We start from the raw sequence: 791 nt of genomic DNA, 5'->3' as shown, positions 1-791 counted from the left end.
TGGTCCAGCAGCTTGCGGAACATTTCCACGCCCGTGCAGGTGGTCTTTTGCGTGTCAGCGATGCCGACGATTTCGATTTCTTCGCCGACCTTGACCACGCCGCGTTCAATACGGCCGGTCACCACGGTGCCGCGACCGGAGATCGAGAACACGTCTTCCACAGGCATCAGGAACGTGCCGTCGATGGCGCGCTCAGGCGTGGGGATGTAGGTGTCCAGGGCTTCGGCCAGCTTCATGATGGCTTGTTCGCCCAGCTCGCCCGTGTCGCCTTCCAGCGCCAGCTTGGCCGAACCCTTGATGATGGGGGTGTCGTCGCCAGGGAAGTCGTACTTGGACAGCAGCTCGCGCACTTCCATTTCGACCAGCTCCAGCAGCTCGGCGTCGTCCACCATGTCAGCCTTGTTCAGGAAGACCAGGATGTAAGGCACGCCCACTTGGCGCGACAGCAGGATGTGTTCACGCGTTTGGGGCATCGGGCCGTCAGCGGCCGAGCACACCAGGATCGCGCCGTCCATCTGGGCGGCACCGGTGATCATGTTCTTGACGTAGTCGGCGTGGCCGGGGCAGTCAACGTGTGCGTAGTGGCGGTTGGCCGTTTCGTACTCGACGTGCGCGGTGTTGATGGTGATGCCGCGGGCCTTTTCTTCGGGCGCTGCGTCAATCATGTCGTAGGCCTTGGCCTCGCCACCAAACTTCTTGGACAGAACGGTGGTGATCGCTGCTGTCAGCGTGGTCTTGCCGTGGTCAACGTGACCGATCGTGCCGACGTTGACGTGCGGCTTGGTCCGTTC

Annotated in this window: 1 protein-coding gene; it reads right to left on the bottom strand. The window is 62.3% G+C overall.

What is annotated here, in order from left to right:
* The coding region (locus LQ232_RS23475) for an elongation factor Tu (RefSeq protein ID WP_230182825.1) at nucleotides 1–791 on the bottom strand (791 nt) is incomplete at both ends.

It is taken from the genome of Aquabacterium sp. CECT 9606 (genome assembly GCF_918741295.1).
In the GTDB taxonomy this organism is placed as follows: Bacteria; Pseudomonadota; Gammaproteobacteria; order Burkholderiales; family Burkholderiaceae_C; genus Aquabacterium.
Note: the sequence above shows the minus strand (reverse complement) of the source record. Positions and strands in the feature narration are given on the sequence as shown.